The organism is Klebsiella sp. w6, from assembly GCF_033100215.1.
Taxonomy (GTDB): domain Bacteria; phylum Pseudomonadota; class Gammaproteobacteria; order Enterobacterales; family Enterobacteriaceae; genus Klebsiella; species Klebsiella variicola.
The window spans coordinates 93642-107265 of the sequence record NZ_CP136907.1; the positions used below are offsets into that span (position 1 = coordinate 93642).

General features: G+C 58.8%; 13 protein-coding genes. 4 read left to right on the forward strand and 9 right to left on the reverse strand.

Features of this window, described 5'->3' with window-relative positions; all coding sequences use genetic code 11:
- The first annotated feature begins 59 nt into the window (after nt 1–59).
- The 3 genes from R0140_RS00455 (at nt 60) to R0140_RS00465 (ending at nt 3435) form a co-directional block, all read left to right on the forward strand.
- Nucleotides 60–1049, forward strand: coding sequence for a sulfate ABC transporter substrate-binding protein (locus R0140_RS00455; protein ID WP_002922936.1), 990 nt, complete (start codon nt 60–62; stop codon nt 1047–1049).
- A gap of 246 nt (nt 1050–1295) precedes the next feature.
- On the forward strand, nt 1296–2066 hold the full coding sequence (locus R0140_RS00460; RefSeq protein ID WP_162493227.1) for a CDP-diacylglycerol diphosphatase: 771 nt from the start codon (nt 1296–1298) through the stop codon (nt 2064–2066).
- Between the two features lie 64 nt (nt 2067–2130).
- On the forward strand, nt 2131–3435 hold the full coding sequence (locus R0140_RS00465; protein ID WP_087498994.1) for an SLC13 family permease: 1305 nt from the start codon (nt 2131–2133) through the stop codon (nt 3433–3435).
- A 92-nt stretch (nt 3436–3527) separates the two neighbouring features.
- Here the strand turns inward: R0140_RS00465 and tpiA are convergent, their stop codons facing one another.
- Both tpiA and R0140_RS00475 read right to left on the reverse strand, forming a co-directional pair.
- The gene (tpiA, locus tag R0140_RS00470) at nt 3528–4295 is read right to left on the reverse strand and encodes a triose-phosphate isomerase (RefSeq protein WP_002922909.1); all 768 of its coding nucleotides are present in this window, start codon (nt 4293–4295) and stop codon (nt 3528–3530) included.
- A gap of 109 nt (nt 4296–4404) precedes the next feature.
- Nucleotides 4405–5004 carry a YiiQ family protein gene (locus tag R0140_RS00475; protein WP_008806815.1) on the reverse strand — a complete coding sequence of 200 codons (600 nt, stop codon included), beginning with the start codon at nt 5002–5004 and terminating at the stop codon, nt 4405–4407.
- Nucleotides 5005–5116: 112 nt separating this feature from the next.
- Between R0140_RS00475 and R0140_RS00480 the strand changes: the two genes are divergently transcribed.
- Nucleotides 5117–5545, forward strand: coding sequence for a DUF805 domain-containing protein (locus R0140_RS00480; protein WP_004173894.1), 429 nt, complete (start codon nt 5117–5119; stop codon nt 5543–5545).
- On the opposite strand, the gene fpr is transcribed toward R0140_RS00480, so the two are convergent.
- From fpr to gmk, 7 genes are all read right to left on the reverse strand, one after another.
- A complete protein-coding gene (fpr, locus tag R0140_RS00485) occupies nt 5546–6292 on the reverse strand; it encodes a ferredoxin--NADP(+) reductase (protein WP_023298349.1) in 747 nt (248 codons plus the stop codon).
- Between the two features lie 150 nt (nt 6293–6442).
- The gene (glpX, locus tag R0140_RS00490) at nt 6443–7453 is read right to left on the reverse strand and encodes a class II fructose-bisphosphatase (protein WP_002922903.1); all 1011 of its coding nucleotides are present in this window, start codon (nt 7451–7453) and stop codon (nt 6443–6445) included.
- Nucleotides 7454–7503: 50 nt separating this feature from the next.
- Nucleotides 7504–9585 (reverse strand): ATP-dependent DNA helicase RecG, encoded by a 2082-nt coding sequence (recG, locus tag R0140_RS00495; protein ID WP_317704065.1) that lies wholly within the window; start codon nt 9583–9585, stop codon nt 7504–7506.
- A 5-nt stretch (nt 9586–9590) separates the two neighbouring features.
- Nucleotides 9591–10280 (reverse strand): tRNA (guanosine(18)-2'-O)-methyltransferase TrmH, encoded by a 690-nt coding sequence (gene trmH, locus R0140_RS00500; protein ID WP_008806817.1) that lies wholly within the window; start codon nt 10278–10280, stop codon nt 9591–9593.
- Nucleotides 10281–10284: 4 nt separating this feature from the next.
- A complete protein-coding gene (spoT, locus tag R0140_RS00505; RefSeq protein ID WP_008806818.1) occupies nt 10285–12405 on the reverse strand; it encodes a bifunctional GTP diphosphokinase/guanosine-3',5'-bis pyrophosphate 3'-pyrophosphohydrolase in 2121 nt (706 codons plus the stop codon).
- Nucleotides 12406–12423: 18 nt separating this feature from the next.
- Nucleotides 12424–12699, reverse strand: a complete 276-nt coding sequence (gene rpoZ, locus R0140_RS00510; protein ID WP_000135058.1) for a DNA-directed RNA polymerase subunit omega — start codon at nt 12697–12699, stop codon at nt 12424–12426.
- A 54-nt stretch (nt 12700–12753) separates the two neighbouring features.
- On the reverse strand, nt 12754–13377 hold the full coding sequence (gene gmk / locus R0140_RS00515) for a guanylate kinase (protein ID WP_002922664.1): 624 nt from the start codon (nt 13375–13377) through the stop codon (nt 12754–12756).
- Nucleotides 13378–13624 lie beyond the last annotated feature (247 nt).

The following is a 13624-nucleotide window of genomic DNA, read 5'->3' on the forward strand; positions in this document are numbered from 1 at the left end:
CATTGAATCGCTTTCTGGCACGCTTAGCCCATCACAACACACATAAAGAGAGCGGTGCGATGAATAAGTGGGGCGTAGGGTTAACTCTGTTGCTGGCATCCGCCAGCGTTCTGGCAAAAGACATTCAGCTTTTAAACGTTTCTTATGATCCAACGCGCGAGCTGTACGAACAGTACAACAAAGCGTTTAGCGCGCACTGGAAGCAGGAGACCGGCGACAACGTGGTGATCCGCCAGTCGCACGGTGGTTCTGGCAAACAGGCGACCTCAGTGATTAACGGTATTGAAGCGGATGTGGTCACACTGGCGCTGGCCTACGACGTAGACGCCATTGCTGAACGCGGCCGTATCGATAAAAACTGGCTGAAACGCCTGCCGGATAACTCCGCACCGTATACCTCAACCATCGTGTTCCTCGTCCGCAAGGGCAACCCGAAACAGATCCATGACTGGAACGACCTGATCAAACCGGGCGTGTCGGTCATTACCCCGAACCCGAAAAGCTCCGGCGGCGCCCGCTGGAACTATCTGGCAGCCTGGGGCTATGCTCTGCATCAGAATCACGGCGACCAGGCCAAAGCCCAGGAATTCGTCAAGGCGCTGTATAAAAACGTGGAAGTGCTGGACTCCGGCGCGCGTGGTTCGACCAATACCTTCGTAGAACGCGGCATCGGCGATGTGCTGATTGCCTGGGAAAACGAAGCGCTGCTGGCGACCAACGAACTGGGCAAAGACAAGTTTGAAATCGTGACCCCGAGTGAGTCGATTCTGGCTGAGCCGACCGTCTCTGTGGTCGACAAAGTGGTGGATAAAAAAGGCACGCGCCAGGTGGCGGAAGCGTACCTGAAGTATCTCTACTCGCCGGAAGGCCAGGAGATTGCGGCGAAGAACTTCTACCGCCCGCGCGATCCGAATGTGGCGAAGAAATATGCTAACGAGTTCCCGAAACTGAAGCTGTTTACTATCGATCAGGAGTTCGGCGGCTGGACGAAAGCGCAGAAAGAGCACTTCTCCAACGGCGGCACCTTCGACCAGATTAGCCAGCGTTAATCCTCTTGTCCCTGCTTGCGCTACGCTTAGCAGGGCTACAGTTCTGCTTCGTCTGGTAGCCCGGGGAAGGCGGAACGCCGCGACCCGGGGAATCCCCGGCTTTCTCTGCGCTTAGCCGGGCTACTATTTGCACCGTCCGTAGCCCGGGTAAGGCGTCAGCCGCTACCCGGGATAACTCCCCGCCCGCCATCTGTTTTCATTTAGTCATCAAATTACGTTACTCTTCCGCTTCAGGCTTAACAGGGAATGAAAATGAGAAGAGTAAGATACTTTTTGCTGGCGCTGCTGGTGGCGATCCTCGCGGCGCTGGCGGGCGGCTACTACTGGCTGCACTCCGGCAACCCGGACGCATTACGCAAGATTGTCCTGCAGCAGTGCGTACCCCATCAGCAACAGCAGCAAAACCCGTCGCCGTGCGCGGAAGTGAACCTCAAGGGCGGCTATGTGCTGTTTAAAGACCGTAACGGCCCGCTGCAGTATTTGCTGATGCCGACCTACCGCATTAACGGCACCGAAAGCCCGCTGCTGCTGGACCCGTTGACGCCGAACTTCTTCTGGCAGGCCTGGCAGGGACGTGAAATCATGAGTCAGCGTCACGGCGCGCCGGTTCCCGATAACGCGATATCACTGGCGATTAACTCGCGCAGCGGACGCACGCAAAACCATTTCCATATTCATATCTCCTGCCTGCGCCCCGATGTGCGCGCGCAGTTAGATAAGGATGCGGCGGCGGTCAGCAGCCGCTGGCTGCCGCTGCCGGGCGGGCTTCAGGGCCATGAATACCTGGCGCGCCGGGTGACGGAGGCCGAACTGGCCCAGCGCAGCCCGTTCCTGATGCTGGCGGAAGAGGTGCCGGAGGCGCGCGAACATATGGGACGCTTTGCGCTGGCGATGGCGCAGCAGAGCGACGGCTCGCTGGTGCTGCTGGCGACGGAGCGTAACCTGCTGACCCTGAACCGGGCTTCAGCGGAAGAAATTCAGGATCATCGTTGCGCCATCCTTAACGCAAACCACTAGTTCTGGCGTTTACCTGTCTTACCTGTCGTCGTATTCTTGCTGAAAAAAACGACAGGAGACAGGCATGTCGCTCTGGCTTACCCACCCGCTGTTCCTTCCTTCATTGATTGTCGGCGTCACCATTGTGCTCTGGGCGACGTCGCTGCTGCCGGAATTTATCACCGCGCTGCTGTTCTTCGCGGCGGCGATGATGGCGAAAATCGCTCCACCGGAGGTGATCTTCGGCGGCTTTGCCTCTTCGGCGTTCTGGCTGGTGTTCAGCGGCTTTGTGCTTGGCATCGCGATCCGTAAAACCGGGCTGGCGGACCGGGCGGCGCAGGCGCTGTCTGCGCGGCTCACTGACTCCTGGCCGCGGATGGTCGGCAGCGTGGTGTTGCTGAGCTACGCGCTGGCGTTTGTGATGCCTTCCAACATGGGACGTATCGCGCTGCTGATGCCGATCGTGGCGGCGATGGCCCGCCGCGCGGGCATTGTCGATGGCAGCCGCGGCTGGTTCGGCCTGGCCCTGGCGGTGGGGTTCGGCACCTTTCAGCTTTCGGCGACGATTTTGCCCGCTAACGTGCCAAATCTGGTGATGAGCGGCGCGGCGGAAGGCTCGTACGGTATCCATCTGAATTATGTTCCCTATTTGCTGCTGCATACGCCGGTGCTTGGCTGGCTGAAAGGGGCGGTGCTGGTGGCGCTGATTTGCAGGCTGTTTCCCGGCAAGCCGCATCCACCGCGTGACCTGGCGCCGCTGCCGCCGATGAGCCGCGACGAGAAACGTCTGGCGTGGCTGCTGGCGGTAGTCCTCACGCTATGGGTGACCGAGAGCTGGCACGGCGTCGGCCCGGCGTGGACCGGCCTGGCGGCGGCAGTGGTCACGCTGCTGCCGCGGGTGGGCTTTATCAACGGTGAGGAGTTTGCCAGCGGGGTGAATATGCGCACCTGCATTTATGTTGCCGGGATTCTGGGACTGGCGATCGCCGTTACCCAAACCGGAATTGGCGGTGCGGTGGGCAATGTGCTGCTGCAGGTGATGCCGCTGGATAAAGACAATCCGTTCACCAGCTTCCTCGCCCTGACCGGGATAACCAGCGCGCTGAACTTTATTATGACCGCCAACGGCGTGCCGGCGCTGTATACCACTTTTGCGCAGAGCTTTGCCGACGCGACCGGCTTTCCGCTGCTCAGCGTGATCATGATTCAGGTGCTGGGGTATTCCACGCCGCTGCTGCCCTATCAGGCGTCGCCGATCGTGGTGGCGATGGGGTTAGGCAAGGTCCCGGCGAGGGCGGGGATGCAACTGTGTCTGGCGCTGGCGGCGGTGAGTTATCTGATTTTACTGCCGCTGGACTACGCGTGGTATCAGCTGTTGGGGAAACTGTAACGGCAAAAGAAAGCCCGGCTTGCGCTGTGCTAAGCCGGGCTCCCACGTTTTGTCAGTCACCCCGGTCGCGTTTCGCCACCGGGAAAAGCGAATTACGCTTTTTTCGCTGCTTCTGCTGCTTTAACGATCACCGCGAAAGCGTCAGCTTTCAGGGAGGCGCCGCCAACCAGCGCGCCGTCGATGTCCGGCTGGGTGAACAGCTCTGCTGCGTTGCCAGCGTTAACGGAACCACCGTACTGGATGATCACTTGCTCAGCGATTTTCGCGTCAGCTTTAGCAATGTGGTCACGGATGAATTTGTGCACCGCCTGAGCCTGAGCCGGGGTCGCGGATTTGCCGGTACCGATAGCCCATACCGGTTCGTAAGCGATAACCACGCCTTCGAAAGCGGCAGCGCCCTGCGTTTTCAGCACGGCGTCGATCTGACGTGCGCAAACTTCTTCGGTTTTGCCCGCTTCGTTTTCGGCTTCGGTTTCACCGATGCACAGTACCGGGGTCAGACCCTGCTCTTTCAGCACAGCGAATTTCTTCGCGATCAGCTCGTCGGATTCTTTGTGGTAGGTACGACGCTCGGAGTGGCCGATGATGATGTACTGTGCGCCGATATCTTTCAGCATTTCGGCGGAGGTTTCACCGGTGAATGCGCCGGACAGGTTCACGTCAACGTTCTGCGCGCCCAGGTGAATGTGGCTGCCTTCTGCCGCACGTTTAGCCAGGTCCAGATACATTTCCGGCGGGGCGATGGCAACTGCACAGCCGCTTACGCCAGCCAGCTCGGTACGCAGGTTCGCAACCAGTTCGTTTACCATGTGGCGGCTGCCGTTCAGTTTCCAGTTACCCATCACTAAAGGATGTCGCATTTTAATTCTCCACGCTACTTAAGCGAATTAAGGAATATAGCCGCCCCAGAGGGCAGCATGGTCTGTGAAACAGTATAGAGACTCGTCACTGGAAAGGCTTTGCTTTTTGTCATTTATTGTTGCCTTCCAGCGTTTCAGATAACGCCAGCTTAATCGGTTCAATGGCGAAGGTCAGACCCTTTTCGCCATGATCTGCCACCACATAGCGTACAGCGCCTTCGGTATCGGCAAAGTAGCGTTTGCCCTTGCCGGCGGTCAGCAGTTTCTGCAGCTTTTGCTGGCTTTGCGCCGGGCTAAGGGTGGGGACAAAGGCGCGGATCATGGCGCTCATATACTCCAGCGCTTTGGCTTTCGCCGCCTTTTGCTCCGGCCCCTGGATCGGCAGCCAGGTGATCTGCATGGATTTGATCTTCAGCGTGCCGCGCTCCAGCGCGGTCGAGGCATAGAGATTTTCATTAATTTTGCTGGCGGCGCGGGTCAGATTAGCCTGATCCCGGCTGGTGGCGATGGAACGGAATTCGTTCAGGGGCAGCTTCGGGTTATCGGCGTTAAATTTTTCCCGGAACTGGCTGATCGACAGGTCAAAACTCGGGGCGCCAGAGAGCAGATAGGGCGCCGCTGTCGCCGATTCGCTTTCTGCGGACAACGCGTGCGGGCCGACGGTCAGGCCCATCAGCCCACTTAAACACAAGATTGTCCACTTCTTCATGCCCGTCGTTCCTTTTTTTGCCTGCTGACGATTAAATCGGGAAGCGCGGCGCTTGTCAAAAAGTCACGACGCCAGGGTAAACTACGCAGACGATGATGATAAGGAAAAACGCATGACCCTACAGCAGTGGTTATTCTCAATTAAAGGGCGCATTGGCCGCCGCGATTTCTGGATCTGGATTGCCATTTGGCTGGTGACCATGAGCGCCCTGTTTACCCTGGCAGGCAGCAATCTTCTCAACCTGCAGACGGCGGCGTTTATTATCGTCTGCCTGCTGTGGCCGACGGCGGCGGTGGTGGTCAAGCGGCTGCACGATCGCGGCAAATCCGGACTGTGGGCGCTGCTGATGATTCTGGCGTGGATGCTGCTGGCGGGGAACTGGGCGATGCTGCCGCAGGTCTGGCAGTGGGGCGTCGGGCGCTTTGTGCCGACGTTGATTATCGTCATGATGTTGATCGACCTGGGGGCGTTTGTCGGCACCCAGGGCGAGAATAAGTTCGGCAAGGAGACCCAGGACGTGCGCTGGAAAGCGGACGCCTGATTACCAGTAGTGCTCCGCTGTCATATGGCCCGGCCGGCGACGCAGATGTTTGGTCATCTGCCGGGTCTCTTTTAACAGCTGTTGGGTATCGCGCACCATTTGCGGGTTGCCGCACAGCATGACGTGGCTGGTGTCGGTGTTCATCGCCAGCCCGACCGCCTCTTCCAGCGCGCCGGTTTCAATCAGGAACGGCACCCGGCCGGTCAGCGAGCCTTCCACAGTTTCGCGGCTGACCACGGTCTGGATGCGTAATTTACCGGCGTAGCGCTGCTCAAGCTCGCGCATCAGCGGCAGATAGCTCAGGTCCGCGGCGTAGCGGACGGCGTGAACCAGCACCAGGTTGTTAAAGCGTTCAAGATCTTTGCCTTCCTGCAAAATTGACAGGTACGGCCCGAGGGCAGTGCCGGTCGCCAGCATCCACAGGGTATCGCAATCCGGTACTTCATCGAGGACGAAGAAACCTGCCGCTTCACTCACCACCAGGACTTCATCGCCCGGCTTCAGCGCCGCCAGACGCGGACTCAGCTTGCCTTCCGGGACGGTGACCAGATAGAACTCGAGATCGGGATTGCCGGGGGCATTGACGTAGGAGTAGGCGCGCTGCACGCGTTCTCCGTCGATTTCCAGTCCGAGCTTGGTAAACTGCCCGGCGGTAAACGGATGAACAGGCGCCCGCACGTATAAACTGAACAAGGCATCCGTCCAGTACTCCACTTTTGTCACTTTGCCGCTAACCCAGTCCGCCATCGTCTTCTCCTGTTGCCAAGCGATGCCTTATCTTCGGTCCAGACGAGTAAGATTTCCACCCCGAAGGCACAAGAAAGCTCTATTGATCAAATATAAACGAAGAACAGGGCAACCGCCTGCGGACGGTTGCCTGGGAGAGAAAAAGCGGTATTACAGGATGTGCTGCTGGATGTCCGGATCTTTACGGTCGAGGTAATGAATCGACTGAATACGACGGATAGTGCGCGACTTGCCGCGGATCAGCAGCGTCTCGGTGGTGGCCATGTTGCCCTTGCGGGTGATGCCGTCCAGCAGATCGCCTTTGGTGATCCCGGTGGCGGAGAAGACGACGTTATCGCTGCGCGCCATTTCATCCAGACGCAGCACTTTGCCTGCTTCAATGCCCATGGTTTTGCAGCGCGCCAGCTCGTTTTCACCGATGCGGCGGTTCTCTTCGTTATCGCCCTTCACGTGGTGGCGAGCCAGCAGACGCCCCTGCATATCACCGTCGAGGGCGCGGATCACTGCGGCGGAAACCACCCCTTCCGGCGCGCCGCCGATGCCGTACAGTACGTCGACTTCGCTATCCGGCATGCAGGTGAGAATAGAGGCCGCGACGTCGCCATCGGGAATCGCGAATACACGCACGCCCAGCTGCTGCAGCTGGGCAATGACCGCGTCGTGGCGCGGTTTCGCCAGCACGGTGACGGTCAGCTCGCCCAGCGGCTTGTTCAGGGCGCGGGCGATATTGTGCAGGTTCTCTTCCAGCGGCAGATTGAGATCGATAGCGCCTTTAGCACCCGGGCCGACGATCAGCTTTTCCATATACATATCCGGCGCGTTGAGGAAGCAGCCCTTATCGCCGACCGCCATCACCGCCAGGGCGTTGGCCTGGCCCATCGCCGTCATGCGGGTGCCTTCGATGGGATCGACAGCGATATCTACCGCATCGCCCTTGCCGGTACCCACTTTTTCGCCGATATAGAGCATCGGCGCTTCATCGATTTCGCCCTCGCCGATGACGATGGTGCCGTCGATATTGACGAGGTTAAGCATAATGCGCATGGCGTTAACCGCTGCGCCGTCGGCGGTATTCTTATCGCCGCGGCCCAGCCATTTATAGCCCGCCAGCGCGGCGGCTTCGGTGACACGCGAAAATTCGATGGCCAGTTCTCGTTTCATAATCCACTCGTTGTGTAGAAAAATTGCCCGCAGCGCGGCAAAAGCGCGCGCTACGCGTTGGAATAGCGTTCGGTTTCCGGCATCCAGCGCTCGATAAGCGCCTGGGCCTGCAGCGGATAGCGTTCATGAATATGGCGAGCAATGCGTTGAACGTCGGGGATCATCGCCTGATCGCGCAGCAAGTCCGCTACTTTAAATTCGGCGTTGCCAGTCTGGCGGGTGCCGAGCAGCTCGCCGGGACCGCGGATTTCGAGGTCTTTCTGGGCGATGACGAAACCGTCGTTGCTGTCGCGCAGGACCTGCAGGCGTTTCTGAGCCGTTTTGGAGAGCGGCGATTTATAGAGTAGCACGCAGTGGGAAGCGACCGCGCCGCGCCCGACGCGCCCTCTGAGCTGGTGCAGCTGCGCCAGACCCAGACGTTCCGGGTTTTCGATAATCATCAGGCTTGAGTTAGGCACGTCAACACCGACTTCAATCACCGTGGTGGCCACCAGCAGATGCATCTCGCCCTGCTTGAAGGCCTGCATCACCGCCTGCTTCTCGGCCGGTTTCATCCGCCCGTGGACGAGGCCGATATTCAGTTCCGGCAGCGCCAGTTTGAGCTCTTCCCAGGTCGCTTCCGCCGCCTGGGCTTCCAGCAGATCGGACTCTTCAATTAGCGTACAGACCCAATAGGCCTGGCGCCCTTCGTGGGTGCAGGCGTTGCGTACGCGGTCGATAATATCGCTGCGCCGGGTGTCCGGGATGGCGACGGTGGTCACCGGGGTTCGGCCCGGCGGCAGCTCGTCGATAATCGAGGTGTCCAGATCGGCGTAGGCGGTCATTGCCAGGGTGCGGGGGATAGGCGTGGCGGTCATGATCAGCTGATGCGGGTGGAACCCCTGCTGCTGACCTTTTTCCCACAGCGCCAGCCGCTGATGCACGCCGAAGCGGTGCTGTTCGTCGATAATCACCAGCGCCAGGCCGTTAAACTGCACCTGCTCCTGGAAGATGGCGTGAGTGCCGACAATCATCTGCACTTCGCCGCTGGCGATAGCCTCCTGCTGCGCCTGACGGGCTTTGCCTTTCTGTTTGCCCGCCAGCCAGCCGACTTCTATGCCCAGCGGTTCAAACCAGCTGCGGAAGTTATTGGCGTGCTGTTCGGCAAGTAGTTCGGTGGGCGCCATCAGCGCCACCTGTTTGCCGTGGGCGATAGCGCGCACGGCGGCCAGCGCGGCGACCAGCGTTTTACCGGAGCCAACATCGCCCTGCACCAGGCGCATCATCGGCACGTCCAGCGCCATATCGTGTTCGATCTCGGCGGTAACCCGCGCCTGCGCGCCGGTGGGCTTAAAGGGCAGGGAGGCCAGCAGCTGGTTTTTCAGGGTATCGTTGGCGCCGAGCGGCAGGGCGTGATAGCGCTGGGCGCCTGCCCTCAGCGCCAGCATGCTGAGGTTATGCGCCAGCAGCTCTTCCAGAATCAGACGCTGCTGCGCCGGGTGCTTGCCGCTTTCCAGCTCGCTAAGTTGCAAGGAGGGAGGCGGACGGTGCAGCGTACGCAGCGCTTCCGGCAGGCTCATCATCCCCTGCGCCAGCTCCGGTGGCAGGAGTTCGCTAATCGCGCAGGTTTCCAGGAGCTCAAGCGCCTGGTCGGTGAGCTTGCGCAGGGTCGCCTGCTTGATGCCTTCGGTGGTCGGATAGACCGGAGTTAACGTTTCCTGAAGCTCCGGGGTGCTCATATCGCCCTGGACGCGGTATTCCGGGTGGATCATCTCGGCGCCGTACTTCCCGCGTTTGGCTTCACCGTAGGCCAGCACCCGACGACCAGTCGCGAGGCTGTTTTTCATCGCCGCGTTAAAGTTGAAAAAGCGCATGGTGAGGATGCCGGTGCCGTCGCTGATCTGGCAGGTCAACATCCGCCGGCCGCCGAAGGTGATATTGCTGTTGAGCACTTCGCCTTCCACGGTGGCATAAACCCCGGGAAGCAGCTCGGCTATCGGGTAAAGATGGGTGCGATCTTCGTAACGCAGCGGCAGGTGCAGCAGCAGGTCCTGAATCGTATGCAGGCCGATCTTCGCCAGTTTACTGCTTTGCGCAGCGCCCACACCGGTGAGTGAGCTGAGCGGAACGGCATCGAGCAGGCGGCCTGACATCAGGTTTACCTCGTTGCCTGCATGGTAGCCCACCATGCGTCATCGGCTTCCACTTCGCCCTGCTCGTTGACGTGGGGGTAAGGCAGACCTTTTTGTCGGGCGACGCGGGCCAGCACCGGATAACCGCCTTCGAACAGCAGGCGCTGCTGCTCTTCCGGCGGCAGCATGCTGTTGGCGCGTTGGTACATCCCGGCGTTCTGCCGCTGGCGCTGCGCCTCGTAAAGGATCAGCGCCGAGGCGACGGAGACGTTCAGCGACTGCACCATGCCGATCATCGGGATAATGATGTCCTGATCGGCCAGCGCCAGCGCTTCCTGGGTGATGCCGGTTTTCTCCTGGCCCATCAGGATGCAGGTTGGACGCGTATAGTCGATTTCACGAAAATCGATGGCTTTGTCGGAAAGGTGAGTGGCGAGAATTTGCATGCCCTGGCCTTTCAGGTGGCCGACGGCATCTGCGATGGTGCGGTGGGTTTTCACCTGCACCCAGCTGTTGCTGCCCGCGGCGGCGGAGGCCATGGTACGCATCCGGCTGCTTGGCCAGACGGCATGCACTTCATGTACGCCAACGGCATCTGCGGTCCGAATGACCGCAGAGACGTTATGAGGCTTATGGACCTGCTCCATGCAGACCGTCAGGTCAGGCTGACGCCTGGCGAGCATCTCGCAGATACGCTCGTAGCGCTTTGAGTTCATAAAGCTAGTTTCGGTTACGGGTGACTTTAATCACGTCCGGCATGACGCGGATTTTGCGCATGATATTCGCCAGATGCACGCGGTCACGCGCGGTCAGGCGGATAAAGGCGCTGTATACGCGGCCATCTTTCTCTTCCGTATTCAGGCTCTGGATATTGGAAGACGCGGTGTTGATCGCCGCCGTCAGGTTAGCCAGCGCACCCTGGTGGTTAAACATGTCCACCTTAATTTCGGTGATGAACTCCTGAGCGGTCTCTTTATCCCACTCAACCGCCATAAATTTCTCCGGCTCTTTCTGGTAGCCGCGAATGTTACGACAGGATTCATGGTGGATAACCAGCCCTTTACCCGGACTGACGTGGGCGATAATCGGGTCACCTGGGATCGGGCGACAGCACTTGGCGAAGGTGATCAACACGCCATCGGCGCCTTTGATCGGCAGATGGCCGTGGTTCGACGCGTTAGCCGGTACCGGCGCCGCAGCGGCTTCGCCCTGCTGCAGGTTTTTCGCCACCACGACGCTCATGGCGTTGCCCAGACCGATTTCCGCCAGCAGATCGTCAAGCGTGGCCAGCTTCATGCGATCGAGTTCGCGCTGGATATTCTCCGGCGGGATCTCGGCGAGTTTGCGGCTTCCGCCCAGCGCGTGATTGAGCAGACGACGGCCAAGGCTGACCGAATCGTCGCGCTTAAGGTTTTTCAGCAGCTGACGGATCTTGGCGCGCGCTTTCGAGCTGACGACAAAGTTCAGCCAGGCGGCATTCGGGCGTGCGCCCGGCGCGGTGATAATTTCGACAGTCTGGCCGCTGGAGAGCGGCTGCGACAGCGGATAAGGCTGGCGATCGACGCGCGCGCCAACGCAGGCATGGCCGATATCGGTATGCACCGCGTAGGCGAAGTCCACCGGCGTGGCGCCGGCGGGCAGTTCGACAATGCGACCTTCCGGGGTGAAAACGTAAATCTCATCGGGGAACAGATCGGATTTTACGCTCTCGATAAATTCAAACGAGCTGCCGGCGCTCTGCTGCAGCTCCAGCAGGCTTTGCATCCAGCGCTGAGCGCGGATTTGCGCGGTGGTGCTGCTTTCGCCGCCGTGCTCTTTATAAGCCCAGTGCGCCGCAACCCCCATCTCCGCCATCTGGTCCATGTCTTCGGTACGAATTTGTACCTCGACCGGGACGCCGTGGGGGCCGATCATCGAGGTATGCAAAGACTGATAGCCGTTCGCTTTCGGAATGGCGATGTAATCTTTGAAACGACCTGGACGCGGTTTGTAGAGGCTGTGCATCTGGCCGAGCACGCGATAGCAGATATCGGCATCATGGACGATAACGCGGAAGGCGTAGATATCCATGATCGAGTGAAAACGCTGCTCTTTAAGCACCATTTTGCAGTAGATGGAGTACAGATGCTTTTCGCGACCGCTGACGCGGCAGGGGATCCCCGCTTCCTGCAACCGTCCTTCGATTTCGGAGAGGATTTTTTGGATCATCTCTTTACGGTTGCCGCGCGCCGCTTTGACCACCTCTTTAATGACGCGGTAGCGGTTAGGGTACAGCGCTTCAAAGCCCAGCTCTTCGAGCTCGGTCTTGATGTGATGGATACCTAAACGGTGCGCCAGCGGGCTGTAAATTTCCAGCGTTTCGCGGGCGATGCGGCGGCGTTTATCCGGGCGTAACGAGCCCAGAGTACGCATGTTGTGGGTGCGGTCGGCAAGCTTGATGAGGATGACGCGGATGTCCTGCACCATCGCCATGATCATTTTGCGAAAGTTTTCGGCCTGCGCCTCTTTCTTATCGCGAAACTTGAGCTTATCAAGTTTCGACACCCCCTCTACCAGTTCGGCAACGCTTTTACCAAAAAGCTGTTCCATGTCCTGGTAGGTGGCGGGGGTATCTTCAATCACATCATGCAGCAGCGCGGCCATCAGCGTTTCATAGTCGAGCTTCATCTCGGCCAGAATGCAGGCTACCGCGACCGGGTGCGTGATATAGGGTTCACCGCTTGAACGTGTCTGACCCTCGTGAGCGTCACGTGCAACGAGATACGCCTGCCGAAGGCGCTTGATTTGCTCTTCCGGCAGGTAGTTTTGAATCAGCTGATTCAGGCTTTCAAACAGATACAAGGGCGACCCGCTGTGTGATTAACGACGACCTTCAGCAATCGCGGTAACGGCTTGTAATTCAGCGGCTTCCTGCTCTTGCTGTTCCTGGCGCTCACGTACGTCGAGGATCTGGTTGTTGATCAGACCTTCTTCGATTTCGCGCAGTGCGATAACGGTGGTTTTATCGTTTTCTTCCGGTACCAGCGGATCCTTTCCGCCTACCTGCATCTGACGAGCGCGACGCGCGGCGACCAGTACCAGGTCAAAACGGTTACCAATTTTCTCTACAGCGTCCTGAACAGTTACGCGTGCCATACTTAAAATGCTCCACAGGTGAAGAAATGACTGGGCATGATACTGAATGTGGGTTCAGTCTGCCAATAGTTTGGTGATTAAAGCGCCATGTCGCTGCTTTTGGCGGCTCATGCGCAGACGTTCAGCGCGGATGATATTTTTCAGGTCGCTCAGGGCGGTGTCAAAATCATCGTTCACAATCAGGTAATCATATTCCGCGTAATGGCTCATTTCCGCAACGGCCTGGGCCATCCGTTTCGCGATCACCTCTTCGCTGTCCTGGCCGCGGCCGCGCAGGCGACGGTCCAGTTCATCTTTTGACGGCGGCAGAATAAAAATGCTGCGTGCGCCGGGCATGCTTTTACGGATCTGCTGCGCACCTTGCCAGTCGATATCGAGGAAGACATCGACGCCAGTCGCCAGCACCTGCTCGATCGCTTTACGCGACGTGCCGTAATAGTTGCCAAAGACCTCTGCATGTTCCAGAAACGCGTTTTCGCCAATCATCGAGCGGAATTCGTCGTGATTCACGAAGAAATAGTGTTCGCCGTGCACTTCACCCGGACGCGGCGCCCGCGTGGTATGGGAGACCGATACCTGGGTGTCATACAACGGTTGGGTTTTTAATAAAGCCTGAATCAGGCTGGATTTACCCGCGCCGCTAGGGGCGGAAACAATATAAAGCGTGCCTTGAGCCATGAGTGTCTTTTGTATGTGGTTATCGAAAGAGGTCCTACATACGAGCCTATTATACACGTCGCCGCGGCGTGACGCAGTCATTGTCACACTTTTTGCCGCTGTTTCTTTCATTTTGCCTGCCGTTTTCCTGAATTCGCTAGCCGTTGCTGCAATGAAGCGTAAATCCTGGAAGACGCTTCGCAAGGCGAAAAAGTACCCGTCGCGGCTCGCGGTGTTCTACAGCAGACTCTCCGCCAGGTGATGAAGG

Excerpts from the sequence above, each read along its gene's own strand:
- R0140_RS00460 (WP_162493227.1), top strand. The coding sequence starts at position 1,296 with ATGAAAATGAGAAGAGTAAGATACTTTTTGCTGGCGCTGCTGGTGGCG.
- trmH (WP_008806817.1), bottom strand. The coding sequence starts at position 10,280 with ATGAACTCAAAGCGCTACGAGCGTATCTGCGAGATGCTCGCCAGGCGT.
- R0140_RS00475 (WP_008806815.1), bottom strand. The coding sequence starts at position 5,004 with ATGAAGAAGTGGACAATCTTGTGTTTAAGTGGGCTGATGGGCCTGACC.
- glpX (WP_002922903.1), bottom strand. The coding sequence starts at position 7,453 with ATGAAACGAGAACTGGCCATCGAATTTTCGCGTGTCACCGAAGCCGCC.
- R0140_RS00455 (WP_002922936.1), top strand. The coding sequence starts at position 60 with ATGAATAAGTGGGGCGTAGGGTTAACTCTGTTGCTGGCATCCGCCAGC.
- fpr (WP_023298349.1), bottom strand. The coding sequence starts at position 6,292 with ATGGCGGACTGGGTTAGCGGCAAAGTGACAAAAGTGGAGTACTGGACG.
- R0140_RS00480 (WP_004173894.1), top strand. The coding sequence starts at position 5,117 with ATGACCCTACAGCAGTGGTTATTCTCAATTAAAGGGCGCATTGGCCGC.
- gmk (WP_002922664.1), bottom strand. The coding sequence starts at position 13,377 with ATGGCTCAAGGCACGCTTTATATTGTTTCCGCCCCTAGCGGCGCGGGT.
- R0140_RS00465 (WP_087498994.1), top strand. The coding sequence starts at position 2,131 with ATGTCGCTCTGGCTTACCCACCCGCTGTTCCTTCCTTCATTGATTGTC.
- tpiA (WP_002922909.1), bottom strand. The coding sequence starts at position 4,295 with ATGCGACATCCTTTAGTGATGGGTAACTGGAAACTGAACGGCAGCCGC.
- rpoZ (WP_000135058.1), bottom strand. The coding sequence starts at position 12,699 with ATGGCACGCGTAACTGTTCAGGACGCTGTAGAGAAAATTGGTAACCGT.
- recG (WP_317704065.1), bottom strand. The coding sequence starts at position 9,585 with ATGTCAGGCCGCCTGCTCGATGCCGTTCCGCTCAGCTCACTCACCGGT.